Below are 17,643 nucleotides of genomic sequence, written 5' to 3' on the forward strand. Positions count from 1 at the left end.
GCCTCATCTATTTGACGGCCGGAAGTGGATCACAGTAGCTTGCCGCACATGAAAACCGTTTTCATTTCACTGACGGCGGCGGTGGGGCTGCTGGCGGGATGCTCCGAACCGCCATCTCCGGCGACCGCGTCGATCACCAACTGCGGCGTGCCGGTCACTGTCAAAGCGACGCCGCAGCGGGCCATCGCCATGGAACAGAACGCCACCGAGATCCTGCTCAGCCTCGGGCTGGCCGACCGGATGGCCGGCACCAGCTATCAGACCGACCCGGTGCTGCCGTCGCTGAAGGCCGGCTACGACAGCGTTCCGGTCCTGGCCAAGCTCTATCCGTCGCGCGAGAAGGTGCTGGAGGCGCGGCCCGACTTCGTTTATTCGACATTCACTTCGGCGTACGCCGGTGAGGCCGCCGGCCCGCGTCAGGAGCTCGCCAAACTCGACGTGCCCGCGTATCTGTCCCGGTTCGCGTGCGAGAAGGACGCCGCCGCCTTCGCCTTCGACGGCCTGTTCGGCGAGATCGAGGAAGTCGCCACGCTGTTCGGGGTGCCCGAGCGCGGTCGTTCACTGGTCGCCGAGGAGCGGGGCCGGCTCGATGCGGCTCTGAAGGGCAAGCACAGCGGGACGTCGCTGCTCTGGTACTACTCCGGCACCAGCACGCCGAACGTGGCCGGGCCCGGCGGCGTCCCGGCCGCCATCACCGAGCAGCTCGGCGCGACGAACGTCTACGGCGACGCGAAACAGACCTGGCCCGCCGGCAGCTGGGAGCAGATCGCGGCCCGCAACCCGGACGTGATCGTGCTGGCCGACCTCACCCGCGGCGGCGACGGCGACAGCGCCGAGTCGAAGATCGCATTCCTGAGGTCCAACCCGGTCACGGCCAAGCTGGACGCGGTCAAGGCCGGACGGTTCATCACCGTGCCCGGATCGTCGATGGACCCGTCGGTGCGCAGCGTCTCGGCCGTCGAGACGGTCGGCGCGGGCCTGTCGGAGCTGGGCCGGTGAAGCGGCTACTTCAGCTCTGGGACGAGCAGCAGTCGGCGTACGTGGCCCACCGCGAGAACCGCTTCCAGGTCATGCTCGACGTTCTCCGTGCGAGTGGGGAGCGGCCGCGGGTGCTGGACCTGGCCTGCGGGCCGGGGGCGATCTCGCGCCGCGTGCTCGAGGCGTTCCCCGGCGCTCAGGTCACGGCGGTCGACTACGACCCGATCCTGCTGGGCGTCGCCGCCGGGGCTCTGGAGGAATTCGGCGAGCGAGTACGGGTGCTGGACGTTGACCTGATCACCCCGGACTGGGCCGGGCAGTTCGACGGCTTCGACGCGGTGCTGACCTCGACCGCGCTGCACTGGCTGTCGCCGGACCAGCTGCTCGCGGTCTACCGATCGGTGGCCGGGCTGCTGCCGCCGGGCGGGATCCTGCTCAACGCGGACCACCTGCGCTTCGACGACCGCTCGCCGGCGCTGCGCGACCTGTCGGCCCGCCATGACGAGGACACCCAGCGGGCGGCCTTCGAGGCCGGGGCGCTCGACTACGCCGCCTGGTACGCCGAGGCGGCGCGTGAACCGGAATTGGCCGCGCTGGTGCCCGTACGGGAGGAAAGGTTTGCCGATCGCCCGCCGCAGCCGCTCGCCCCGCTCGAGTTCCATCTCGCCGCGCTGCGGGCGGCCGGCTTCACCGAGGCCGGAACCGTGTGGCAGTACCTCGACGACTACGTCGTCTACGCGCGACGGTGACCGCGTTTCGCGCCGCCTTTCGCACCGCGGCGGCTTCTCCTCGCACCGCGGCGCCGCGCCGGCTGCTGGTGCTGCCGGTGGCGGCCGGTGTGCTGCTGCTCAGCGTCGTCGTGTCGGTGACCATCGGGGTGGCCGATCTGAGCGCGGGCGAGGTCATGCGGACGCTGGCCGCGCACGCCGGGCTGCCGGTGCGGCGGCTGCCGCCGCTGGAGGACAGCATCGTGTGGGATCTGCGCCTGCCGCGGGTGCTGCTGGCCGGGATCGTCGGCGCCGGGCTGGCCGTGTGCGGGGCGGTGTTGCAGGCGCTGACCCGCAACGCGCTGGCCGACCCCTACCTGCTGGGAATCTCGGCCGGGGCGTCGACGGGAGCGGTCGGCGTGCTCGTGCTGGGGCTGGGCGCGGGCACCCTGGCCCTGTCGGCGGGCGCCTTCGCCGGTGGGCTGGCCGCGTTCGTGGTGGCGGTGCTGCTGGCCGGGCGCCGCTGGACCGAGCCGGCCCGGATCCTGCTGGCCGGGGTGGCCACGGCGCAGTTGTTCTCGGCGCTGACCAGCCTCGTGGTGGTGGGACAGGCGAACCCGGACAGCACCCGGAGCATCATGTTCTGGCTGCTGGGCTCGCTCACCGCGGCGTCGTGGCCGTCGGTCGCGATCACGGCGGCGATCGGCGGCGTGGCCGTGCTGGCCTGCTGGGCCGCGGCCCCGGCGCTGGACGCCTTCGCGTTCGGCGCCGACGTGGCGCAGACCCTGGGCTTCTCACCGGCCCGGGTGCGGGCGCTGCTGTTCGCGGTGACCGCACTGCTGGCCGCCGTGCTGGTCGCGGCCAGCGGCGCCATCGGCTTCGTCGGCCTGACCGTGCCGCACGCGGTCCGCCGCATCGCCGGCTCCCGCCACCGGCTGCTGCTGCCGGCGTCCGCCCTCTCCGGCGCCGTCCTGCTGATCTGGGCCGACACCGCGGCCCGAACGGTCTTCGCCCCACAGGAGCTACCGGTCGGCGTCGTCACCGCCCTGCTCGGCGTCCCGGCCTTCGCCCTGCTCTTACGCCGCCGCTCAGGAGACCCGTCGTGACTCTGCTTCACCGCCGCCGCTCAGAGGGATGTCGCTCCGAGGCGCGCCACTCGGTGGGCCACCGCTCAGAGAGGCACCGCGCAGAGGGATGTCGCTCCGAGGCGCGCCACTCGAAGGGCCACCGCTCAGAGAGCCGCCGCTCGGCGGGGTACCGCCCGGAGGTGCGCCGCTCGGCGGGGAACCGCCCGAAAGGCGGGCCCTCGGAAGGTGGGCGCTCGGAAGACGGCCGTTGGGAGACCGGCCGTTGGGAGGCCGGCCGTTGGGAGGCCGGCCGTTGGGAGGGAGGGCGCTCGGAAAGCGGCCGCTCAGAAGACGGGCGCTCAGAAAGCGGGCGCTCAGAAAGCGGGCGCTCAGAAAGCGGGCGCTCGGGAGGTGCGTTGTGAGGATCGAGGCGCTTGAGGTTGATCGGCGGGTTCGGGACGTTGGTCTGCTCAGTGGGGTTGCGCTCGACGCGCCGAAAGGGAGCATGGTCGGGCTGCTGGGGCCCAACGGGTCGGGCAAGTCGACGCTGTTGCGGGTGCTCGCCGGGCTTGACCGGCCGGATGGGGGCCGGGTTCTGCTCGACGGCGCGGACCGGGCCAGGCTGCCGCGCCGCGAGGTGGCCCGCCGCGTCGCGGTGGTCACCCAGCACACGCCCACCGACGCCGACATGACCGTGGCCGACGTGCTTCAGATGGGCCGCATTCCGCACCGGCCGCTGCTGGCACCGCCCGGCGCCGACGACGAGCGCCGCATCGCGACCGCCCTGGAGCACGCCGGCCTCAGCGGCTGGGAACGACGCCGCTGGACCTCGCTGTCCGGCGGCGAGCGCCAGCGGGTGGCCATCGCCCGCGCCCTGGTCGGAGAACCGGAGCTGCTGCTGCTCGACGAGCCGACCAACCACCTCGACATCAGGCACCGCTTCGCCCTGCTCGACGGCCTGGCCCGCGCCCCGATCACCGTGGTCGCCGCCCTGCACGACCTCGACCTGGCCGGGCAGTACTGCGACCGGATCGTCCTGCTCGCCGCCGGCCACGTCGTCGCGGCCGGCACCCCGGCCGAGGTGCTCACCGAGGAGACGATCGCCAGCGTCTTCGGCGTGGCCGCCGAGGTGGTTGTCGCCCCCACCGGCCGCGTCCGGATTCTGTTGAGGGCGCCCGATTAGGAGGTTCGGGTTTTGGTGGATTCATGCCGATCAGTGGGGTGGCGTGCACAGACTGGCGGGCATGTGAATTCGTTCCGTCATCGGCGTTCTGTGCGCCGACGTTCTGACCGCGGGGGGCCTGGCGGCGGCGCCGGGCATCACCGACTGGAAGCCCTGTGCCGAACGGCCCGATGTGCAGTGCGCGACGATGCGGGTGCCGCTGGACTGGGCCCGGCCGAACGGGCCCAAGATCACCCTGGCCGTCGCCCGGAATCCGGTCGACGACCCCTCGAAGCGGCGTGACGTTCTGGCAGACCGCCGTCGACCAGTTCTCGGCCAACGGCGTCCCGGCCGGCCACGGCCACGTCTACGGCTCCGGCGTCGTGGACGGCTGGGTGGCCCTGGCCCCACCCCCGGGCTGGACCACCGCCGACACGATCAACCTGCGCGCCCTGATGGACGGCTGACGGCCCGTCGATTGAGGTCCTTCGCCTCGTTCGCCGGCGGTGCCGCCGCCGGACGATGACGGGAGAACCCGCTGAGAGGACGGCCCGTCATGATGTTCCACGGATACGGCATGGGGCCCGGGTGGAGCCTGATCGTCTTCGCCTTCGTCCTGCCCATGGTGTTGCTCGCCGCCGGCCTCGTCGCCGCCTGGGCCCGGCGGGAGTCCCCGGGCCCCTCCGCCGAGCGCATCCTCGCCGACCGGCTCGCCGCCGGCGAGATCGGCACGGAGGAGTACGAGGAGCGGCTGCGGACCCTGCGCGCCGTCCGGCGCTGACCAACGGAGGTCACCATGAAAGCGCTAGTCGTCTACGAATCCCTGTTCGGCAACACCGAGGCCATCGCCCGCGCCATCGCGGACGGACTCGGGGACGCGTTCGAGGTACGGCTCGCCGAGGCCCGGGAGATCCCGTCCGCCGACGGCGCCGACCTGCTGATCGCCGGGGCGCCCACGCACGCGTTCGGGCTGAGCCGGCCCGGCACGCGCAAGGACGCGGCGCGGCAGGGCGAGGTCCGGCCGGGCACGGCCGACGTCGGGCTGCGCGAATACCTGGACGTGTCGCCGGCACTGCCCGGCCTGGCCGCCGCCACGTTCGACACCAGGATCAACAAGACGTTCGTGCCCGGCTCGGCCGCCCACAAGGCCCACCGGCGCCTGCGGCGGCTCGGATGCCGGATGGTCCGGGGCCCGGAGAGCTTCCGGGTGGAGGGCACCACGGGACCACTCGTCGCCGGCGAGCTGGAGCGGGCCCGCAACTGGGCCTCGGGGATCGCCGCCGACTGGTCGCCGGTGGTCACGGCCGAAGGACAGCGGCGCCGTTGACCCGGTCGGCGGCCAGGTCGGCGAGGGCGTCCGAGGCGCGGTCCATCGGGTACGGCGAGACGGCCACCGTCAGGTGGTGCTTCTCGGCGAAGGCCAGCAGCTCACGGCCGTCCTGCCGGGTGTTGGCGGTGACGCTGCGGACCGTCCGCTCCTGGAAGAGGTCGCGCTCGTAGTTCAGCGCCGGGATGTCGCTCAGATAGATGCCGGCCACCGCCAGCGTGCCGCCCCGGTCGAGAGCCCGCAGCGCCACCGGCACCAGGTCGCCCACGGGCGCGAACAGCACCGCCGCGTCCAGCGGCTCCGGCGGGGCGTCGTAGGCTCCGCCGGCCGAAGTGGCCCCGAGTCGCAACGCCAGCTCCTGTGCCCGCGGCGAGCGGGTCAGCACGTGCACCCGGGCCCCCTCGGCCAGCGCCACCTGCGCGGTGAGATGGGCCGAGGCGCCGAACCCGTAGACGCCCAACCGTCCGCCGGGCGGCAGATCAGCCCGCCGCAGCGCGCGATAGCCGATGATCCCCGCGCACAGCAGCGGGGCCAGCTCCGCGTCGGTATAGCCGTCCGGAAGCCGGTACGCATAGTCGGCCCGCACGGTGGTGAAGTCGGCGTACCCGCCGTCGGCGTCCCACCCGGTGTAGCGCGACTCCGGGCACAGGTTCTCGTCGCCGCGAACGCAGAAACGGCACCGCCCGCACGTCTCCCGCAGCCAGGCGACACCGACACGATCGCCGACCCGGAAACCCTGCGCGCCGTCACCGAGCTCGAGCACATGCCCGACCACCTCGTGCCCCGGCACCACATCGGGCCGATGCGGCGGCAACTCCCCCGCGGCCACATGCAGATCGGTGCGGCAGACACCACACGCGTCCACGGCGACCAGCAGCTCACCCGCGCCCGGGCGGGGCACGAGCATGGTCGCACGCCGAAGTGCCGTTCGAACGTCGGGGCCCGGGGCCACCGCCTGCCATCCGTACATCATGTCCACCCCCGTTCACCATGCTCGTCCTTTCCCGCGGGCACGTCGACAGCCCTTGCCGGATGACGGGCACAGGCGGAGTCTGAGGAGACCGGCGTGGAGGTGACCTGTCATGTTCGCTCGGATCGGCGACCGGATCGTTGTCGAAGGCAAGCATCTCGGCGACACCCGCCGCATAGGAGTGATCACGGCGGTGGCCCATGCCGACGGCAGGCCGCCGTACGAGGTCCGCTGGCTCGACGACGGCCGCACCAGCATGATCGTCCCCGGCCCCGAGGCACGCATCGAGAAGGCCGCCCCGTAGACAGCGCAGGCCGAGAACCGTGACCGTAGCCAGAGCCTCTACAGCTTCCTAGGAGGCTAGGTTTGCAGGGTAGGACGCGCGGGGCGGTGCGGGGCCGGGCGGGGTGGCGCGGTGCGGGGCCGGGCGGTGCGGGGCCGGGCGGCGCGGCGCGGTGCGGGGCCGGGCGGTGCGGGGCCGGGCGGCGCGGCGCGGGGCGGTGTGGACAGTCCGGCGCCGCGCGGAGGTGCGCGCGTCAGCCGACGCATCGCTTGAAGGGCGGCGTGGTGGAAGCGGCCCGCCCGAAGGGCCGGACGGCCCTGACGACAAGGGCCGGACGCGACTTACGGTGGTGTCGAGCACTCCAGGAGAGGAGCCGAGATGGACGTCCTCCGGCGAATTCTGTGTGCGATGGGGCGGCATTCGGGCGAGTGGTCACACCCGGGAAGCCGCTGCGAGATGGTCCGCGTCTGCGCGGTCTGCGGGAAGACCGAGGAGCGCGGCCGGCATGACTGGGGCGCGTTCGCCCCGGCCGGCGGCTGCGACCGGGTCCGCCACTGCCTGCGATGCGGCGCGACCGATTCCTGGCCCGAGCACGACTGGGGACCGTGGCTTTACGCCAACACCGAGTTCAACGCGCCGCAGGTCCGCACCTGCCGGCGGTGCCAGATCTCCGAGCGGACGACGCCCACCTATCGGTGAGGTGATCCGTCAGCCGGCGACCGTGCCGGGGCGGATGTCCAGCGAGTCGCGGCTGTCGAAGATGCGGGGCTGGTCGCCGCCCGCATCTTCGACCGTGCGCAGCAGGCCGGTGTCGGAGACCCACCCGCCCGTCCGCGTCCACCAACAGCCTGTGCTCTCGACCACGTCAGGACAGGAGGCGGAGCCGTGCACGGACCGCACCCTCATGGCCTCGGTGGGATGCGCCGCCGGACGTCCTGCTGCGTGGAGGGGCCGGACTCCCAGGCCGCCACCCACGGGTGGTCGTCGGGGCGCGGCGCGATGACGCCCTCCTCCAGCAGACCGTAGCGGCCCTGGAGCAGGCGGGTCGCCGCCCGTACGTCCACTCTGTCGTTGTTCTCCCACAGCGCGGCGAACAACGCTTCCGTACGGAGTCGCGCCTGCCGGCAGAACAGGTCGGCCAGCTCGACGCCCTCGGGCCGGCGGTCCTTCTCGGCCCGGGCGCGGACGCAGGCCGCGGACATCGCGAACAGCTCGGCGCCGATGTCGACGACACGGCCGAGGAAGCCCTGCTTGCGCTCCAGCCGCCCCTGCCAGCGGGACATGGCGTAGAAGGTGGACCGGGCGAGCTTGCGGGAGGCCCGCTCGGCGTAGCGCATATGGGCGGCCAGGGCGCCGAACTCGGCGTACGCCGAAGGGTCCTGACCACGGCCGACCGCGAGGGTCGGCAGCCAGCGTGCGTAGAACGCGCCCGCCTTGACCCCGGCCCGGGCCTTGCGGCCGAGCCCGGCCTCCGGGTCGATGATGTCGCCCGCGACCGCCAGGTGCGCGTCGACCGCCTCCCGGGCGATGAGCAGATGCATGATCTCGGTCGAGCCCTCGAAGATGCGGTTGATCCGCAGGTCGCGCAGGAGCTGCTCGGCCTCGGCGGCGCGTTCGCCCCGGGCGGCCAGCGAGTCGGCCGTCTCGTAGCCGCGGCCGCCCCGGATCTGGATCATGTCGTCGGCGATCCGCCACGCCATCTCGCTGGCGTACAGCTTGACCAGGGCCGCCTCGATCCGGATGTCGTTGCGGTCGTCGTCGGCGATCACGCAGCACAGGTCGAGCATCGACTCCATCGCGTAGGTGGTGGCGGCGATGAAGGCGAGCTTGCCGGCCACCGCCTCGTGCCGGCCGACCTGGTGTCCCCACTGGACCCGCTGGGCCGACCACTCGCGGGCGATCGCCAGCGCGCGCTTGCTGGCGCCCACGCACATCGCGGGCAGCGACAACCGGCCGGTGTTGAGCGTCGTCAGCGCGATCCGCAGGCCCCTGCCCGGCCCGCCGACGACGTTGCTCTCCGGCACGAAGACGTCGTGGAACCGGGTCAGGCTGTTCTCCAGCCCGCGCAGGCCCAGGAACGAGTTGCGCCGCTCGACGGTGATGCCCGGGGCGTCACCCTCGACGACGAAGGCGGTGATCCCCTTGCCGGGCACCCGGGCCATGACGACCAGCAGCGTGGCGACCGTGCCGTTGGTGGCCCAGAGCTTCACCCCGTTGAGCCGGTAGCCGCCGTCGACCGGCTCGGCCACGGTGGCCAGCCGGGCCGGGTCGGAGCCCACGTCCGGCTCGGTGAGCAGGAACGCCGACACCTCGCCGGCGGCCAGCCGGGGCAGGAACTCCGCCTTCTGCTCGGCCGTGCCGAAGATCTTCAGCGGCTGCGGCACGCCGATCGACTGGTGCGCGGAGAGCAGGGCGCCGGCGGCCGGGCTGACCGACCCGATCAAGGTCAGGGCCTTGCAATAATGCAAATTCGAGAGTCCGAGGCCGCCGTACGTCTTGTCGATCTTCATGCCGAAGGCGCCGAGCTCCGCCAGGCCGTGGAAGACCTCGTCCGGGATGCGGTCCTCCCGTTCGATCCGGGCCCCGTCCACCTCGGAGCTCAGATAGTCCCGGAGCCGTGTGAGGAACTCGGGGTCGGGCGCGGCCTCGGGCCACAAGTCGATCAGGTCGGGCCGCAATCGGCCCAGGAACAGCTCCTTGCCGAAGCTGGGCTTGCGCCACTCCTTCTCGCGAGCGGCCTCGGCCACCTGCCGGGCCTGCTTGTCCGAGACTTGGGTCTGTGCTGGCTGCGCTGCCGTCACGGCCACCCCCCCTGATCTGGGGTCACGCTACTCAAACGCTGTTACCAAGCGGTAGCCGTCTGGCACCCACCGCGATTTTGACCGTGGTGCCGCGGGCGCCCGACTCGATGACCATCTCGTCGCAGCCCTGCTGGGCCAGCCACAGCCCGCGGCCGTCGAGGGTGCGCGCGGCCGGGCGGCCGATCGGCGGCCTCGAGGTCAGGCCCGGACCGTGGTCGGTGACCCGGCAGTGCAGGCGGGTCGCCGTACGCCAGAGCTCGAGAAGGCCCTGGCCGCCGCCGTGCCGGACGGCGTTGGTGGTGATCTCGTTGACCGCGACGACGAACCGGTACAGGGCCACGTCGATCAGGCCGCTGTCCTGCGCGCTCCGCTCGACCTGATGACGCAGGTCGACCAGGCCGCCCAGGCCGAACTCGCGGCGCAGCAGGGGCGGGCCCGGGTCAGCCATGGCGGGCGACCAGGACGCACGTGTCGTCGTCGGGGTTGGCCCGGCGCAGCTGGGCCAGGAAGTCGTCCATGGGCTCCGGGCCGGCCGCGGCGAGGACGCGCTCGAGCAGCGCGGTCACCCGGGCCAGGCCCTCGCTCAGGCTGCTGGACCGGTGCTCGATGAGCCCGTCGGTGTACATGACCAGCAGATCGCCGGGCTCCAGGACGCGGGTGGCGGACGTGTAGGCGGCCGAGCGCGAGGCGCCGAGCAGCGGCCCGTTCGGCCGGGCCAGCTCGACGGCGGTTCCCCGGCGGGCCAGCAGCGGGGCCGGATGCCCGGCCTGGGCCCAGGTCAGCGTGTGGCCGGCCGGTTCGTAGCGGGCGACGACCGCGGTGGCCGTGGCGGTCCCCAGGATCAGCCGGTTGAGGTGGCTCAACAGCCGGGCCGGATCGGACGTGGTGGTCGCCGCGAGGGCGGCCAGGGCGTGCCGCAGCTCCGCCATGGTGGTCGCGGCGGGCAGGCCGTGGCCGGCGACGTCGCCGACGGCGAGGATGATGTTCCCCTCGTCCGTGGTGGCGGCGTGGTACCAGTCGCCGCCGACCCGTCCGGCCTGCTCGGCCGGGATGTAGCGGACGCCCACGCGCAGCCCCGGCAGCTCGATCGGCGCCTTCGGGATGGGGATCACGATCTGCTGGAGCTGCGTCGCCACCCGGTGTTCGGTGGCCAGGTCCTGCCGGTGCTCGCGCAGCTGCTTCTCGACCTCGGCCAGCTTGAGGCGGCTCGTCTCGCGCGCGGTGACGTCCTGGATGATGCCGTAGATCTTGACGGGCCGGCCGTCGGCGTCGCGGACCGCGTCGACCACGGCCCGCAGCCACTTGATCTTGCCGTTGACGCGGGACCGGGTGGTCACGTCCACGGTCTCCCCACGGCCGAACGCCTCGGTGGCCTGCCGGCGCTGCTCCTCGTCCTCGGGCAGCCCCAGGGCGTCGGACTCCTCCCGCGGCATCGGCCCGTCGGCCGGGTCGCGTTCGTAGATCCGGTACAGGCCCTCGGACCAGACGGTGGCGTCGGCGACCAGATCCCACTCGCCCCAGCCGAGCAGGCCCAGCCGTTCGGTCTGTGCGATCCGCTCGGTCAGGCGGCTCTGCTCGTCCTGCCGGGTCCAGGTGTTGAGCAGTCCGGCCCCCACCGGTTGGACGTCGACGGTGAGCAGATATTCGGAGTCGCGGTGCAGGTAGGGAACCGCACTGACGCTGCGGGCCTGACCGTCGCCGGCCACCTCGGACCACGCCCGCCAGACCGGACCGCCGACGATGCTGGGATAGATGGTGCTGACCCGTTCGCCGACCAGTTGCGCGCCGGTGCGCCCGGCCAGATCGACCACCGACGGGCTCACGGCGACGAACCGGTAGTCGACGATCTCCCCACTGCCGTCGCGCTCCGGGATGACCACGATGTGCCGCCCGGGAAGGGTGTCGAGCATTTGCTGTACGACGTCGGCCCAGCCCGCACCGCTTGCCTCCACCGGCGGCGTGGGCCGGGGCGACCGCTCGGGCGACGGCGGATGCGGGGCGGAGCGCGGTGGCCTCGGGGTGACGGTGTGCGGCCCGGCCGACGGCATCGGCAGCTGGGTCTCCAGGGCCGCGATGACCGCCGCGGCCACGGCGCCGAGCCCGGAGCCCTGCTGGGCGGCCAGCTGCCGCATGTGCGCGTGGGCGTCCTCGATGCGGCATCCGCTGCGCCCGGCGAGCAGACCGGCCGCACGCTCGCACACGATCTCCGGGCTCAGCCGGGCCTGCTCGATCCGCGCGTCCAGCTCGGCCAGACGCTGCGCATATCCCCGGTCGGCATCCACCGCGTGCCCGCTCCCTCAGCTCGCCGCCCCCGGCCCGGCCGCGGCGTCGACCAGCCCGAACAGTTCCAGCAGCCCGCTGATCCGCAGCTGGTCGAGCACCTTGTCCCGCGGGTTCTGCACGCGGAACCCGGCCGGAACGTCCTCGGCCGCCTGCAACGCCTGCACCAGCACACCGATACCCGACGAGTCCAGAAATCCGACCTCGGCCAGATCGACCCGCACGGCCGGCGGCCGGCGCTCGGCCACCGCCTCACGGATCACCGTCGCGACGTCTCTCGAGTTGGTGTAGTCCAGCTCTCCGCGCAGCACCACGACCAGCGTGCCATCACCATCCGCACCGACCGAAACGGCCCGCATCGGCCCTCCTCCGAGCAAAGCCCCCGGCTCACGCTACGCGCGCCCCACCGAAGCCGGTATCCCTCGGAAGTTGCCCCTTGCCGCGGAATCCCCGAGCCCGTTGCTCCGGCCGCCGGGCCACGAAGGTTCCCCGGCCCACTTGCGCGCCGTTCCCTGGGCCACACCGAACTCCTGCACCATCTGGTTCTCCGCCCGGATCGGGAGGAAGTTGCCAGCTCGACCCGGCGCCTGGTCAAGGGCGCCGGGTCAGTGGCGCCCTGCGGAGCGCCGCGGCCCTTTAGCGCGCAAAAGCGCATAAGGCGGTAGAAGCCGATACCGGCGACATAGGCAGATGTCGATGCCTTGCCCCGGGTCGGCGGTCGTGGGCAGGCTGAGGCGACTGCCTACGGGGGTGTTCGAACATGATTCGACGCGTCATTGTCGTGGCCGCGCTTGCCCTGTCGTCCTGCACTGCCATCGCCGCTGGGAAGCCGGGCCCGGAACCCAACATGGTGGTCACCTGGGCCGAGCACTCGCACACCGCCGCCTATGAGGTCGCTCGCCAACCGCCGTACATCAATGGCCGGGTCTTCGCGATGGTCCAAGGCGCCGTCTATGACGCGGCCAACGCGGCGGCCGGCAGCCCCTACGAGCCGTATCTGCTTCCCGTGCACCAGCGGCGCGGGCACTCGCTCGACGCGGCCGTGGCCACCGCCGCCTATCGGGTGCTGCTGTCGATCTTCCCCGAGCAGGCGGCGACGCTGGGCGCGCAGTACGGCGCGTCGCTCGCCACCGTCCGCGACGGGCGGGCCAAGCGGGGCGGCATCGCGCTCGGCGAGGAGGCGGCCGCCGCGATGATCGCCGCTCGCCGCGGCGACGGCTCGGACCGCGTCGCCACCTGGGACGTCGGCACCGAGCCCGGTCAGTGGCGGCCCACGCCGCCCGGCTTCGCGCAGGAGGGCGCGCACGTCGCCGATGTCCGGCCGTTCGTCATCCGCAGCGGCGCCGACTTCCGTACCGCCGGGCCGCCCGCCCTGGGCAGCGCCGCCTACGCCGAGGATCTGAACGAGGTGAAGGCGCTCGGCTCGGCCACCAGCACGGTCCGCACCCAGGACCAGACCGAGTCGGCGATCTGGTGGCACGACCGGCGCCAGACCGAATGGCAGATCAAGGCGCAGCTGGCCGAGACCCAGCATCTGAGTCCCTTGCGGACCGCGCGGATGTACGCCATGTCCGACGTGACCCGGGCCGACGTGACGATCGCCTGCTTCACCCAGAAACGCCGGTGGGGCTTCTGGCGCCCGGTCACCGCGGTCCAGCTGGCCGACACCGACGGCAACCCCGCCACCAGTGCCGATCCGGCATGGACGCCGCTGCTGATCACGCCGCCGTTCCCCGACTTCACCTCCGGGCACGCGTGCACGACCGGCGCCATCATGCTGGCGCTGCGCCGCTTCTTCGGGCGCGACGACATCCCGTTCAGCGCCTACAGCGCCGACTCGGGAACGACCCGCCACTTCAGCAGCTTCTCCCAGGCCACGGCTGAGGTCATCGAGGCCCGCGTCTGGGGCGGTGTGCACTTCCGCAGCGCCGACGTCCAGGGCGTCGACCTGGGCGAACAGGTGACCCGCTACGTCCTGGCCCGCGAGTTCCAGCCACGCTGACCCTCCGGCGGCCTATCTGTCGATCAGCCGGGTCATGACCTTGACCAGGGCCTCGCCGGACGGCAGGGGACGACCGTCCGGGCGGCCCGCCGCGTAATCGGTGAGGGCCTCGCCCAGGAGCGCGTGGGCGGCCGGCCGGTCGCCCTCGGCTCGGGCCAGGACGGCCAAGGTGACCGTGCAGTTCCCGGCACCCGGCAGGTCGTCGGCGGCCCGGTAGGTGGCTCGCAGCGCCCGCATGTCGGCTCGGACGTCCGATGGGGCCGGTGTGCCTCGCAGCAGGGCGCCCACAGCACGCAGCATGGCCCGGTGCTGACGGATCAGTGAGAGACGGTTGCCGTTGCGGACCAGCCGGGCGGCCCGGTCGCCCCATCGCGCGGCGACGCGGCAGCACAGGGCCAGCGCCGGCCACGCCGCCCGCGGGCCGACCGTGGCCATCTGTTCCAGCAGGCGCAGCGACGTCTGTTGCAGCAGCCGGTAGGCATCGCCGCCCTCCTCCAGGTGGCGGCGCCCGCCCCGGGTCGCGACCAGCACCTGGACGGCCCGGAGGTACGACTCGGCCAGGTGGCCCAGAACCCGTACACCCCGGGCCTGCCGGTTGGCCCGGCCCCGCGCGATGTCGCCCAGCCGCAGCAGGCAGTGCAGCCGGGTCGCGGCGTCCGGCGCCTCGGCTCCGACCTGGCGGAACATCTCGCGGGCGGCTTCACGGTCGTCGCCGCGGGCCCGGTTGTAGAGGATCTCGGCGTGCCGCAGGCGGGCGTCCAGCCGGGCGAACATCGCCACCGCGACGTCCACCTTCCCGAGGTCGGCCAGCAGCCAGGCCCAGGCCTCGGCGATCGTCCCGGCCGGGTGCGCGGCCCGCAGGTCTTTCTCCCAGCGGTGGAAACGGTCGTTGAAACCGTCGCCGGGGAACGGCACCGACGGCCAGGGCGGCGCCGCGCCGAGCAGTTCCCGCAAGGCCGTCGCCGCGAGACCCCGCGGCCGGCCCAGCACCAGATCGATGCCGTGGTCGTGGGCATCGCCGGGCACCACCGAGCCGGCCGGGAGCTCGAGGCAGGCCCAGGTGGCCGCGGTGCGGGCGGCCGCGGCCAGCAGTGGCCCGTAGACGTCGGGGTCGCCGCCCGAATAGCCGGTGATCATCAGGGCGGGGGCGGCGCCGAGGCCGTCGACGGCGGCGGCCCGTTCGGCGGTGAGCTGGCCGAGCTCCTCGATGTCGACCACGACCACGTCGGCCAGCGCGTCCTGGTCGCGGGTGAGCCCGCCGTGCACCTTGAGCAGCGCGGGCGGCCGCCCGTCAGCCTCCCAGGCGGCGAACTCGTCGTGACTCGAGACGGTGCGGAGCGCCGGTGCCGCCTGCCGCCACAAGGGCAGCGCGCCGAGATACTCCCGGGGCGTGCCGGGAGGGAGATCGGCGGCGCCGCTGATCAGGTCGTACGCCATCTCGATGCCCACGTCGAAGTTGACCGTCACATGGGTGCCGCCGCGGAGCAGGTGCAGCGCCGAGAGCATGTGCGCCTCGTTCGGCACGTCGACGCGCAGCGCGAGCACGCAGTCCAGCGCGTCCGGGCCGACCGTGCCCCACAGGCGGCCGAGAACGACCTCCAGCTTGTAGTCGGCGCCGCACAACTCCTCGAGCTGCTCGTCGGTGACCAGCGCGCCGAGGGCGTCCCGGGCGGCCTCGTGCATGGTCCGCAGGACGGCGTCGCGCAGGCCGAACCCGCGCGGCAGGGCGGTCGGCTCGTCCCCGCTGATGCCGGCGCCGGTGAAGACCGCCGTCATGTGCGCGCCGACCGCCAGATCGCCTCGAACTGGTCCAGCCAGTAGAGGTACCAGGCGCCGTCGTCGCGGGTCAGGTGGATGTGCATGCGGGAGCGGACGGCGTCGTTGCGGAAACCGTGGAACTCGACATCGGCGAAGCCGCCGGCCCCGTGCGGGTTTATCGCCACGAGACTGAAGCCCGGGTTGAAGCCGATTTCCCCGTACGCAAATGTGCCGTTGACCTGCCATTTCTCCATCGCGGCGAGGCGGGCTCTCGTCTCGCGCAGGGAATCGGCCGCCTTCTGCACCGGGTAGTCGAGGAGCGCGTCGAGCTGCTCGGAGATCGGGTCGCCGGGGTCGAACTGCTTGAGCACCACCACGCGGACGACGCCGCCCTCGTGGGCCAGCGGACCCCGGCGCAGCAGGTCGCAGCGCTCGTCGGTGAGGAAGTTCGAGCCGACCGGCGCGAAGATCCACACGTGCTTGGCCCGGCGCAGGGCGTCGTTGACGGGGTCGCGGTCGTAGGCGCCGCGATCCAGGAACCGCTCCTCGCGGTGGGTCGCGAACGCAGCCCGCAGCAGCAGGAAGCCGACCGCCGCGAAGAGCACCGACCACCGTACGCTCTCCGGCAGATCGGCCCCGACCAGCAGCAACGCGGCGAAGATCAGGGCGACGAGCGTGGTGGCGTACAGGTCGATATGTCGTCGATGTCGGATGTCGGCCCAGATCTGCTTGGCACGCCGCCGCATGACGCCATGATGCCGTCCACAGTGCCGCGTGCCGGTCAGCCGTTCAGGGGAACCAGTCCGGGGTAAGATCAGCACGGTGGCGCGCTTCGTTCTCTTTCCCGGCCGGCATCATCTGCTGACCCGCTTCCAGGCCGACTATCTGCGGCAGCTCGCCGAGGACGGCTCGACGATCGTCTGGGCGGTCACCTCGGCCAACCACGAGAACACCAAGCGCAACCCCGTCCCGTACCACCGCCGCGAGGCCGCCATCGAGCGCTTCAGCGTGCAGACCGGTCTGCGCTCGGTGGTCGTGCCGATCTTCGACGCCGCCCCGACCGACGCGTTCGCCGAGGTCACCCTCAAGACGATCACGGTCGCCACCGGGCTCGACCTCACCCCCTCGGACACCCTCGTCGCCTGCTCGACGCCCGAGGTGGCCAAGCTGTACGAGCTTCTCGGCTTCCCGATCGCCTGGGTCGAGGCCTCCCTGGACCCCCAGCCGGAACGGCCCTGGGACGTGCTCCTGCGGCTGAGCCGGGGCGACGGCACGTGGCGCGAGCTGGCCCATCCGGCGACCATCGACGTCTTCGAGCGCTACCGCCTGGTCGACACGGTCCGCACGGTCATCAACGACCCGATCATCGGCGACGAGGGCGGCCTCACCGCCACCCGCGACTACCGCACGTACGTCGAGGCGTTCGCCGTGGCCGCCGAGCGCAAATGGTCCGCGGTGCGGCAATACGTCGAGCCCGGCCGCATCGTCGACATCGGCTGCGGCGCCGGATCCGTGCTGGAGCTGGCCGACCGCGAGCCCGCCCTCTACGAGAGCGACCTGATCGGCGTCGAGATCGCCCGCCACCTCTACCAGGAGTGCCTGCACAAGAAGGACCAGGGCGTCTTCCGCAACGCGAACGTCTACTTCTATCAGCGCAACGTCCTCGGCGGCGCCATCTTCGACGAGCGCTCCGTCGACACGACGCTCACGTTCGCTTTGACCCACGAGATTTGGTCGTACGGGCAACGCCGCGCCTCGGTCCTGGAATTCGCCCGCCGCATCTTCGAGCACACGGCACCCGGCGGCGTCTGGATCAACAGCGACGTCTGCGGCCCCGACGACCCGCACCGCTCGGTGCTGCTGCGCCTGACCCGCGACGACGGCGACAACCCGGCCGCCGTCTCGGCCGAGCCGTCGAAGGCGTACATGGAGAAATTGTCGACACGCGCGCGGCTCGACCAGTTCGCGGCCGACTTCGCGTTCCCGTTCTCCTACGAGCCGGTCGACGCCGAGACCGTGCGGATCGAGCTGGCCTCGGCCATGGACTTCCTGACCCGCAAGGACTACACCGACAACTGGCTCTCCGAGACCAAGGAACAGTTCTGCGGCCTGAGCTTCGCCGACTGGACGGCCCTGCTCACCGAGGTCGGCTTCACCATCGACCCGGCCTCCACCTCGATCCGCAACGACTGGGTCGTCGACAACCGGATCGCCCCGGTCGCCTCCCTGACCGACCTCGACGGCACCCCACTGAACTGGCCGTCGACGCACCTGCTCGCGGTGGCCCGCCGCCCCCACAACGGCTGAC

Annotated in this window: 19 protein-coding genes; 11 read left to right on the forward strand and 8 right to left on the reverse strand. The window is 72.5% G+C overall.

What is annotated here, in order from left to right; genetic code table 11:
• Positions 1-48: 48 nt before the first annotated feature.
• The 7 genes from CRP55_RS39130 to CRP55_RS39160 all read left to right on the forward strand — a co-directional run bounded on the left by CRP55_RS39130 (position 49) and on the right by CRP55_RS39160 (position 5,241).
• On the forward strand, positions 49-999 hold the full coding sequence (locus CRP55_RS39130) for an ABC transporter substrate-binding protein (RefSeq protein WP_097327047.1): 951 nt from the start codon (positions 49-51) through the stop codon (positions 997-999).
• Positions 996-1,727: a class I SAM-dependent methyltransferase gene (locus CRP55_RS39135; protein ID WP_218854819.1), complete on the forward strand. Its 732-nt coding sequence runs from the start codon at positions 996-998 to the stop codon at positions 1,725-1,727. Before CRP55_RS39130 ends, CRP55_RS39135 begins: the two co-directional genes overlap by 4 nt.
• Positions 1,724-2,791 (forward strand): FecCD family ABC transporter permease, encoded by a 1,068-nt coding sequence (locus CRP55_RS39140; protein ID WP_245923653.1) that lies wholly within the window; start codon positions 1,724-1,726, stop codon positions 2,789-2,791. Before CRP55_RS39135 ends, CRP55_RS39140 begins: the two co-directional genes overlap by 4 nt.
• 379 nt (positions 2,792-3,170) lie before the next feature.
• Positions 3,171-3,935, forward strand: coding sequence for an ABC transporter ATP-binding protein (locus CRP55_RS52460; RefSeq protein ID WP_438865845.1), 765 nt, complete (start codon positions 3,171-3,173; stop codon positions 3,933-3,935).
• Between the two features lie 278 nt (positions 3,936-4,213).
• Positions 4,214-4,381 carry an alpha/beta-hydrolase family protein gene (locus tag CRP55_RS55250; RefSeq protein WP_245923654.1) on the forward strand — a complete coding sequence of 56 codons (168 nt, stop codon included), beginning with the start codon at positions 4,214-4,216 and terminating at the stop codon, positions 4,379-4,381.
• An 89-nt stretch (positions 4,382-4,470) separates the two neighbouring features.
• Complete coding sequence (locus tag CRP55_RS39155) at positions 4,471-4,695, forward strand: SHOCT domain-containing protein (RefSeq protein ID WP_097327049.1); 225 nt, start codon at positions 4,471-4,473, stop codon at positions 4,693-4,695.
• Between the two features lie 15 nt (positions 4,696-4,710).
• Complete coding sequence (locus CRP55_RS39160) at positions 4,711-5,241, forward strand: flavodoxin family protein (protein WP_097327050.1); 531 nt, start codon at positions 4,711-4,713, stop codon at positions 5,239-5,241.
• On the opposite strand, the gene CRP55_RS39165 is transcribed toward CRP55_RS39160, so the two are convergent.
• Positions 5,213-6,148 carry a zinc-binding alcohol dehydrogenase family protein gene (locus CRP55_RS39165; protein ID WP_245923655.1) on the reverse strand — a complete coding sequence of 312 codons (936 nt, stop codon included), beginning with the start codon at positions 6,146-6,148 and terminating at the stop codon, positions 5,213-5,215. The genes CRP55_RS39160 and CRP55_RS39165 overlap by 29 nt on opposite strands.
• Before the next feature lie 175 nt (positions 6,149-6,323).
• Here CRP55_RS39165 and CRP55_RS39170 point away from each other — a divergent pair, with 175 nt between their 5' ends.
• Together CRP55_RS39170 and CRP55_RS39180 are read left to right on the forward strand one after the other, a co-directional pair.
• The gene (locus CRP55_RS39170; RefSeq protein WP_097327051.1) at positions 6,324-6,515 is read left to right on the forward strand and encodes a DUF1918 domain-containing protein; all 192 of its coding nucleotides are present in this window, start codon (positions 6,324-6,326) and stop codon (positions 6,513-6,515) included.
• Between the two features lie 387 nt (positions 6,516-6,902).
• Positions 6,903-7,193 (forward strand): hypothetical protein, encoded by a 291-nt coding sequence (locus CRP55_RS39180; RefSeq protein WP_143235231.1) that lies wholly within the window; start codon positions 6,903-6,905, stop codon positions 7,191-7,193.
• Positions 7,194-7,202: 9 nt separating this feature from the next.
• Here CRP55_RS39180 and CRP55_RS39185 read toward each other — a convergent pair whose 3' ends face one another.
• The 5 genes from CRP55_RS39185 to CRP55_RS39205 are packed head-to-tail and all read right to left on the reverse strand — an operon-like array spanning position 7,203 to position 11,934.
• On the reverse strand, positions 7,203-7,385 hold the full coding sequence (locus CRP55_RS39185) for a hypothetical protein (RefSeq protein ID WP_143235233.1): 183 nt from the start codon (positions 7,383-7,385) through the stop codon (positions 7,203-7,205).
• An 11-nt stretch (positions 7,386-7,396) separates the two neighbouring features.
• A complete protein-coding gene (locus CRP55_RS39190) occupies positions 7,397-9,295 on the reverse strand; it encodes an acyl-CoA dehydrogenase family protein (protein WP_245923656.1) in 1,899 nt (632 codons plus the stop codon).
• A gap of 31 nt (positions 9,296-9,326) precedes the next feature.
• A complete protein-coding gene (locus tag CRP55_RS39195; protein ID WP_097327056.1) occupies positions 9,327-9,743 on the reverse strand; it encodes an ATP-binding protein in 417 nt (138 codons plus the stop codon).
• On the reverse strand, positions 9,736-11,577 hold the full coding sequence (locus CRP55_RS39200) for a PP2C family protein-serine/threonine phosphatase (RefSeq protein WP_097327057.1): 1,842 nt from the start codon (positions 11,575-11,577) through the stop codon (positions 9,736-9,738). The genes CRP55_RS39195 and CRP55_RS39200 overlap by 8 nt, the downstream gene beginning before the upstream one ends.
• Positions 11,578-11,592: 15 nt before the next feature.
• Positions 11,593-11,934: an STAS domain-containing protein gene (locus CRP55_RS39205; protein ID WP_097327058.1), complete on the reverse strand. Its 342-nt coding sequence runs from the start codon at positions 11,932-11,934 to the stop codon at positions 11,593-11,595.
• 401 nt (positions 11,935-12,335) lie between these two features.
• Here CRP55_RS39205 and CRP55_RS39210 point away from each other — a divergent pair, with 401 nt between their 5' ends.
• Positions 12,336-13,577: a vanadium-dependent haloperoxidase gene (locus tag CRP55_RS39210; RefSeq protein WP_097327059.1), complete on the forward strand. Its 1,242-nt coding sequence runs from the start codon at positions 12,336-12,338 to the stop codon at positions 13,575-13,577.
• A 12-nt stretch (positions 13,578-13,589) separates the two neighbouring features.
• On the opposite strand, the gene CRP55_RS39215 is transcribed toward CRP55_RS39210, so the two are convergent.
• Together CRP55_RS39215 and CRP55_RS39220 are read right to left on the reverse strand one after the other, a co-directional pair.
• Entirely contained in the window at positions 13,590-15,353 is a 1,764-nt protein-coding gene (locus tag CRP55_RS39215; RefSeq protein ID WP_097327060.1) for a hypothetical protein, read from the reverse strand.
• Positions 15,350-16,081, reverse strand: a complete 732-nt coding sequence (locus CRP55_RS39220) for a hypothetical protein (protein WP_097327061.1) — start codon at positions 16,079-16,081, stop codon at positions 15,350-15,352. Before CRP55_RS39220 ends, CRP55_RS39215 begins: the two co-directional genes overlap by 4 nt.
• A gap of 76 nt (positions 16,082-16,157) precedes the next feature.
• On the opposite strand from CRP55_RS39220, the gene CRP55_RS39225 reads away from it, so the two are divergent.
• On the forward strand, positions 16,158-17,642 hold the full coding sequence (locus tag CRP55_RS39225) for a class I SAM-dependent methyltransferase (RefSeq protein ID WP_245923657.1): 1,485 nt from the start codon (positions 16,158-16,160) through the stop codon (positions 17,640-17,642).
• Position 17,643 lies beyond the last annotated feature (1 nt).

Source organism: Paractinoplanes atraurantiacus, from assembly GCF_900215205.1.
GTDB classification, from domain to species: Bacteria; Actinomycetota; Actinomycetes; order Mycobacteriales; family Micromonosporaceae; genus Actinoplanes; species Actinoplanes atraurantiacus.